General features: G+C 58.7%; 6 protein-coding genes and 1 pseudogene. 1 reads left to right on the forward strand and 6 read right to left on the reverse strand.

What is annotated here, in order from left to right; translation table 11 throughout:
* Positions 1 to 162: 162 nt before the first annotated feature.
* Positions 163 to 732 (reverse strand): formyl transferase, encoded by a 570-nt coding sequence (locus tag E4K64_RS37090; protein ID WP_235884923.1) that lies wholly within the window; start codon positions 730 to 732, stop codon positions 163 to 165.
* On the opposite strand from E4K64_RS37090, the gene E4K64_RS41425 reads away from it, so the two are divergent.
* Positions 667 to 972 carry a hypothetical protein gene (locus E4K64_RS41425; protein ID WP_235884924.1) on the forward strand — a complete coding sequence of 102 codons (306 nt, stop codon included), beginning with the start codon at positions 667 to 669 and terminating at the stop codon, positions 970 to 972. The two genes, E4K64_RS37090 and E4K64_RS41425, sit on opposite strands and share 66 nt — an antisense overlap.
* Positions 973 to 1011: 39 nt before the next feature.
* On the opposite strand, the gene E4K64_RS37095 is transcribed toward E4K64_RS41425, so the two are convergent.
* The 5 genes and pseudogenes from E4K64_RS37095 to tnpA form a co-directional block, all read right to left on the reverse strand.
* Positions 1012 to 1623, reverse strand: a complete 612-nt coding sequence (locus tag E4K64_RS37095; RefSeq protein ID WP_126261400.1) for a CDP-alcohol phosphatidyltransferase family protein — start codon at positions 1621 to 1623, stop codon at positions 1012 to 1014.
* Positions 1624 to 2255: 632 nt separating this feature from the next.
* A complete protein-coding gene (locus E4K64_RS37100; RefSeq protein WP_126261401.1) occupies positions 2256 to 3470 on the reverse strand; it encodes an MFS transporter in 1215 nt (404 codons plus the stop codon).
* A 172-nt stretch (positions 3471 to 3642) separates the two neighbouring features.
* Positions 3643 to 5134: pseudogene (tnpC, locus tag E4K64_RS37105) on the reverse strand (IS66 family transposase).
* Between the two features lie 45 nt (positions 5135 to 5179).
* Positions 5180 to 5500, reverse strand: coding sequence for an IS66 family insertion sequence element accessory protein TnpB (gene tnpB / locus E4K64_RS37110; RefSeq protein WP_430642570.1), 321 nt, complete (start codon positions 5498 to 5500; stop codon positions 5180 to 5182).
* A gap of 23 nt (positions 5501 to 5523) precedes the next feature.
* Positions 5524 to 5922: an IS66-like element accessory protein TnpA gene (tnpA, locus tag E4K64_RS37115; protein WP_164719052.1), complete on the reverse strand. Its 399-nt coding sequence runs from the start codon at positions 5920 to 5922 to the stop codon at positions 5524 to 5526.
* Positions 5923 to 6000: the final 78 nt, after the last annotated feature.

The raw sequence follows: 6000 nt of genomic DNA on the forward strand, positions 1-6000 counted from the left end.
GCCTCTCGATAGGCTGGAAGCTACAAAAACAACCTTCAGAGCTAAGACCACGTTCAGTCAATGAGCGGAAGTTCGCAGGCAACACTTTGGCTTCGCGGACGGCCTCGAGAAGCGCGATCTCATATTCCGGGCTAGCTTCCGCAGTGCGAGCCGAGTCAAACCTTACCCTGGAGGTGAACATCCCGTACCCTGGAGGTGAACATCCCGAGCGAGGGTCCGAACTTCATTGGTCATGACTCGTTCGACAAGCCACTTTGGAGGCTCAATGCGTGGTGGAAGGTATAGAGCGCGGTAGAGCCGATCGAGCTCTTCGGCGCTGCGCGGAACGTCTGGCGAATCCAAAAGTGCGGTCATCATGCGCATGGGATAGAAGCAAGCCTTGCGCTTTTCTTGAGCTATCAACTCGTCTTGCGAGCGACAGGTCGCCGATCCGTCCAAGAAACGCAGCCACACTTGGCAGAAGAGAGCGTAGCCATAAAGTTGCGCTCTGGTGTCTAAAGAGAGGGCTGTCTCGGACGGCAGCACGGGGAACCGCAATTCGCCGATAATATCCCCCCTATCGACCCGCTCTGAGAGATAGTGGACCGTTACCCCAAAGCTCTTCTCGCCATTTAGTATGGCATGTGTCCGCGCAAAACTGCCGCGATATTCAGGGAGTGGGCCTGGATGAAGATTGATACCCCCTCCATCGAACCGTGCGAGGATATGGGGCGGGAAAATCTTATTCCACATGACGCTTACGAGAAACGTTCCGAGAGGAGGAACATCATCTATCGACTCGAAAAAGGGTACTCCGAAGCGGTCTGCGACTTCCCAAAGCTCCTCACTGGTTTCGTGCCTCCACCAAGTTCTCTCGTACCGGGAAGCGCCGAGAATGCCGGCGATGTGGTCTTTGCCGCTCGTCTCGATAACGAACGAAAGACAGCGGGTCGCAAGCCCCCTGGTGCCGGCAAATACCACGCGGTTGATTGAGCTCGACATTTTCTCGTCCTTACGACATTGCAAGCCCGCTTATTGAAGCGCTCTACTCGTCATCAATAATCCGGCAGACGCAGTGGCCGCCACGCCGATGGTTATCACATGCACAAGACTGCCAGAGGCTTTGATCTTGAACGGGGCGATGTGCAGCAACGATAGCGGTACAAAGAATGCGGGAAGAACCAAACCCAACTCAAGCGGCGCGATAGTGTGGTCAACCAGCAAGATCGCGGCAAGTATCGGCAGAGCGTAAGAGAGAGGTAGACCGGTCGAACGACCACGCTCGTCCAATCCGAAATAGTCAAAATATGCCAGACGAAGAGCTCCGATCAGCATCACGAACGCTGTGAACACCGCAGATGCTGGAAACTCGATAAAAGATGCGATGACAATCGCCGGGATGACTGATCCAAACGAGAGGTCAGAGAAAGCATCGAGAGCTTTACCAATGGCCTTGGTAGCCACTGTTCGACCTTTGGTGCGCCGGGCAATTTCGCCATCCACATCATCAGCGATGATCGCCCAGAGCCCGAGCGCTACTCCCGCCTCATACTGCCCTTTCACCACGAGCCCCATCGCTGCACCGCAGCACAGGAGCCCCACGGCAGTAACGGCATTTGCGCGGTCAGATAAATATGCGATCATCGAACCTCGATGTTGCTCTTTCTGCCGAGAGCGATCGAAACCTGAGCCCAAGCGGCTGGTTGGCGGCCGCAACTTAAATTGGGCGGGGCCCGAAATGTCCGCAAACTACCGGTTCTAGTGGGTCAGCTTAGTGGTTCCGCGAGCGAAGACGGCAGCTCTTCCCTTCATGCAAATGTGGGGCGAGGCGGACTCGAGCTGTGGTCGGCCAGCTTGACGTTCTCTCCCATAGCCGCTGCTGTTCAATCGCCTCGAAAGGACCGCCAGCGGGCGCTTGTTGACATGCCCAAGGCAGGACGCAAAATGGGGCCGAACACCGCGGCAAATGGCGGTCGCGATCGCGATGACCAAGTCTAGCGTCCAGATATTCCCAACGTGCAACTCCTCAGCGGGGCGACATCTGTCATTTTGAGCTCTGGCCCGGCGAAGCCGAGATACGTCTCCCATTCGGGGCTGCAGTTGGACCGCTCAGTTGATCCCCCCTCGCCCGCACCACGCTTCCAGAATGCGCGCGAACGTCGAGCTCCGCGTGATGGCCTAGACTCAGACACTTGCGATCGTTGATCTAAGGTGGCGAACACTTATTGACGATCCGGTTCACGTCGGGCTCGCAACCAGGCCGATCAGCCCACTTTTCATTGGCCTGGCTCCGCCTTTGATCGGACACCCACGAATGCGAATGAAAGCGTGCTTCCTACTGCGCAGACGGTTAGTGAACCCAAGGCAAGCCCAATTCCATAGTTGTTTTGGATGAAGCTGAAGAAGAACGGCGCAAACGACGCCGTCGACAATCGGAAAGTCGTGATCAACCCGACTCGTGTTCCATACCCGCCCGGCCCGAAGACTGACAGCGGCAAGCTTCCTCGACAGATGCTGTTTAGACCAGAGCTAAACCCAACCAAGGCAACGAAGATTGCAATTCCGACGAGAGAGTGAGACGCCGGCACAATGACGATTGTGGCCGCCGAAAGCATAAGGCATGAGAAAATGGTGAGTTGAATGGGAGATATCCTCTCGCTAAACCATCCTGCAAACAACCGTACTGCGAGCTGTGACGGGCCGAAGAGTGTGGAAACCAAGGCTGTCTCCTGCAGGTCTAAGCCGATTGACGAAAGGATGGGAATCATTCGACCGAGTAATGCAGAAAAAGCAAATGTCGTCAGTGAGAAGCCTACCGTTATGAGGACGAGGTCAATCGGCTTGGAAGAGGACTGGTCTTGCGAGCCACAGACCGTGTTCTGCTCCCCAAGCGTTGCGGAGGACTTCCCAAGAGCCAATTGTATTAAAGGGAAGGCGAGGAGAACATTGCAACCTCCATAGATCCAACAGACTTGCCTCCAACATATCGACGTGAGCAACAGCGAGGTTAACGGCCAAAACAGCGTTGACGAGAAACCCACGATCAATGTCAAGGCAGCCATTTGCCGTTTCGCATGAACCGCATCTCGCTGTACCAAAAACACGAACGCAGCCTCGTAAAAGAGAAATGCCGACGCAAGTTGCATACCGAATAGGGCAATTGCAAAAACGACCGCGTTCCAAGAAGTTGCTGCAATTCCCAGGCTAGCAGCTCCAACGAAAGAGGCGACTTTCATTGTCTTGCCTGCGCCGTATCGGTCCATGAAGCGACCGGCAACCAGCGACATCAGCGCGCTAGCAAGCAAGGCAAAGGAGAAACAAGCGAGTAGCCACTCCTCTGTGACTGCGAGGTCACGGGAAGCCTCTTTTGCAATGGACGCCACGCAATAGTAAAGCGTGCCGTAGCTGATAATTCCCGCACCGCCCAGCGCCACAACGACCAGCCTGTCATTCTCCCGGATGGGCGGCGATCTTCTCGGTTCGAGTCGCATATCGTCGAGGGCCTCAACTATTACAGATCACGCGCAATAGGCTCTGGTTGCCTCCGACTCAGAGCCGATCAGTATTCCAGCGATGGTGAATGACACGTACGCATACGATGAAGACCGCCAGATTGACGCATGCGCGCGGGCAGAGCGAGCTCTATGATCGGTTGGGTGAAGGTCAAGCGGCCTGCTGACTGGCGGGCTTGTCGGTTTGGCGCAGGAGCTTCCATTCCCAAGGCAGCAGTTCGTGCAGGCGCGAGCTAGGGAGATCGGCGATACGGGCGAGGACATCGGCGAGCCAGGCCTTAGGATCAACGTCGTTGAGGCGGCAGGTTGTGATCATCGTCAGCATGATGGCGGCACGGTCCGCGCCACGCTGGCTGCCAGCGAAGGTCCAGTTCGTGCATGTCGTCGAGAAGCGGCTTGCTCTGTTCTTGGCGCACGGCGCGTCGGTCGTCGGCACTGCGGCCATTGATGGCGCGCTCGATCTCGAACAGAGCGTCTAGACGCCTGACCGCCTCCAGCGCGATCGGGGAGATCGGTTTGCCTTTCTGTCCGTCGCGGGCAGTTTTCTCGATGTCAGCCAGCTCGAAGAAGCCCCGCCGCGCATGCGCCAGGCAAAATGCGGGCGTGATCGGCACCGCTTTCCTTTGCGGGTCGAACAACGGCTCGAAGCCGCTATAGCAATCCGCCTGCAGGATACCGCTGAAGGTGGCCAGATGCTTCTGGGGGTGCGCGCCGCGACGGTCACCCGAAGCGTAATAAACCGCCGCCGGCGGTGCAGGCCCGGCGAACGGCTGATCATCCCGCACATACGTCCAGATCCGCCCAGTCGTGCATTTGCCCTTCGCCAGGATGCGGATGGTGGTGTCGTCGCCATGCAGGCGCTCGGCCGTGAGCACATGGTGCTCGATCAGCCGGAACAGCGGCATGACGGCGAAGGTCCCGTGGCCGACCTGGTCGGCCAACGTCGACAGCGGCAAATCGATCCTTTCAGCCCTGAAGCGCACGCTCTGGCGGTTGAGCGGGATATGCATGCCGAACTTGTCGAACAGGATCGTCGCCAGCAATTGCGGGCCGATGAAGCCGCGCGGCGTGGCATGGAACGGCGCGGGCGGCTGACTGATCTTCTCGCAATCGCGGCAGGTGAACTTCTCGCGTACCGTCTCGATGACCTTGAAGCGGCGGGGAATCTCCTCCAGGGTCTTGGTCACATCCTCGCCGACCTTCGCCAGCCGCGATCCACCGCAGCAGGCGCAGGTCGTTGGAGCTTCAACGACGACGCGCTCGTGTTCGATATCGTCCGGCCAAGGCTTGCGAACCGGCCGCTTACGCGTGAACGGACGGACGTTCTGCGTCTTCGCTGCCGCCACCTGCGCGGCGAGCTCATCCTCACTCGCCGTAGTGACGAGTTCCTCGAGCTCCAACTCCAACTGCTCGAGCAGCCGTGCCGAGCGCTCGGATCGCTGCCCGTGCAGTTCGCGTTTGAGTTTCTCAATCCGCAGCTCAAGATGCGCGATGAGCGCCTCATTGTCCGACAGCTCCGCCCGCGCACTGGCGGCATCCGCGACGGCGACATCGCGCTCGACCTGCAAGGCCTCACGCTCGGCCAGCAGCGCAAGGTAGGCGCTCGCAAGGTCCGATGGAAGATCGTCCGGCTTCGATATCATGAAGCCATTGAATCAGATCAGGCCGCAAACTCAAACCCAAAACACCTATCCGACCCGCGTCGGACGCTGGGTTTCTTGCGGGTTGCGCCAATCAATTCCGGACAACAGATAGCTCATCTGCGCAGGCGAGATCGTCACAGCTTCACCCGCAACGGATGGCCATATAAACTTTCCTCTCTCCAGTCTCTTGGTGAACAGGCAGGCCCCCTGGCCATCGTGCCAGATCACCTTCACAAGATCGCTGCGGCGCCCCCGGAAGACGAACAAATGACCGCTGAGCGGGTCCTTGCGCAGCACCTCCTGCACCTGAAGTGCCAACGACGGAAAGCCTCGGCGCATGTCCGTGTAGCCTGTCGCGAGCCACACTCGCGCGCTCGTCGGAATCGGGATCATCGGCGGGCCAAAGCATCGAGAACCCGACGTAGCGCGTCTCCATCAACTTCGCCATCGACCCGGATGCGATGCCCGCTACCAAGATCGATCTCGATGATGCCATGGCTCTTGCGTCGCCGCGCCGTCGTCGTCAACGGCGCTTCGGCCACCTCCTGCGGTGACGCAGACGGCCCAATCTCGACCGGAACAAACGGAGCTATGCTCGCTTCGCCGTGCCTGCAAAGCTCCTTGCGCCACCTGAACAGCTGGCTCACATGAAGTCCGGCCAGGCGAGCTACCTCGGAAACGCTGGCGCCGGGCGCGAGCGACGCCGCAACAAGCCGCTCCTTCTCGTCTTGCGACCACCGGCGCCGCCGCTCGACCGATGTGATCACCTCCGCCCTCGAAATCGTCATAGCGCTTCTCCTAGGATTACCCCTAGGACCTGCAGCCATCGCGCCCGTCAAACAAGGCGGCCCTCAATGGAGGGATAC

The organism is Bradyrhizobium frederickii, assembly GCF_004570865.1.
GTDB lineage: Bacteria > Pseudomonadota > Alphaproteobacteria > Rhizobiales > Xanthobacteraceae > Bradyrhizobium > Bradyrhizobium frederickii.

Bases quoted from the DNA above. Each gene is read 5' to 3' on its own strand.
- E4K64_RS41425 (WP_235884924.1), top strand. From the start codon at position 667: ATGAAGATTGATACCCCCTCCATCGAACCGTGCGAGGATATGGGGCGG.
- E4K64_RS37090 (WP_235884923.1), bottom strand. From the start codon at position 732: ATGTGGAATAAGATTTTCCCGCCCCATATCCTCGCACGGTTCGATGGA.
- E4K64_RS37095 (WP_126261400.1), bottom strand. From the start codon at position 1,623: ATGATCGCATATTTATCTGACCGCGCAAATGCCGTTACTGCCGTGGGG.
- E4K64_RS37100 (WP_126261401.1), bottom strand. From the start codon at position 3,470: ATGCGACTCGAACCGAGAAGATCGCCGCCCATCCGGGAGAATGACAGG.
- tnpA (WP_164719052.1), bottom strand. From the start codon at position 5,922: ATGACGATTTCGAGGGCGGAGGTGATCACATCGGTCGAGCGGCGGCGC.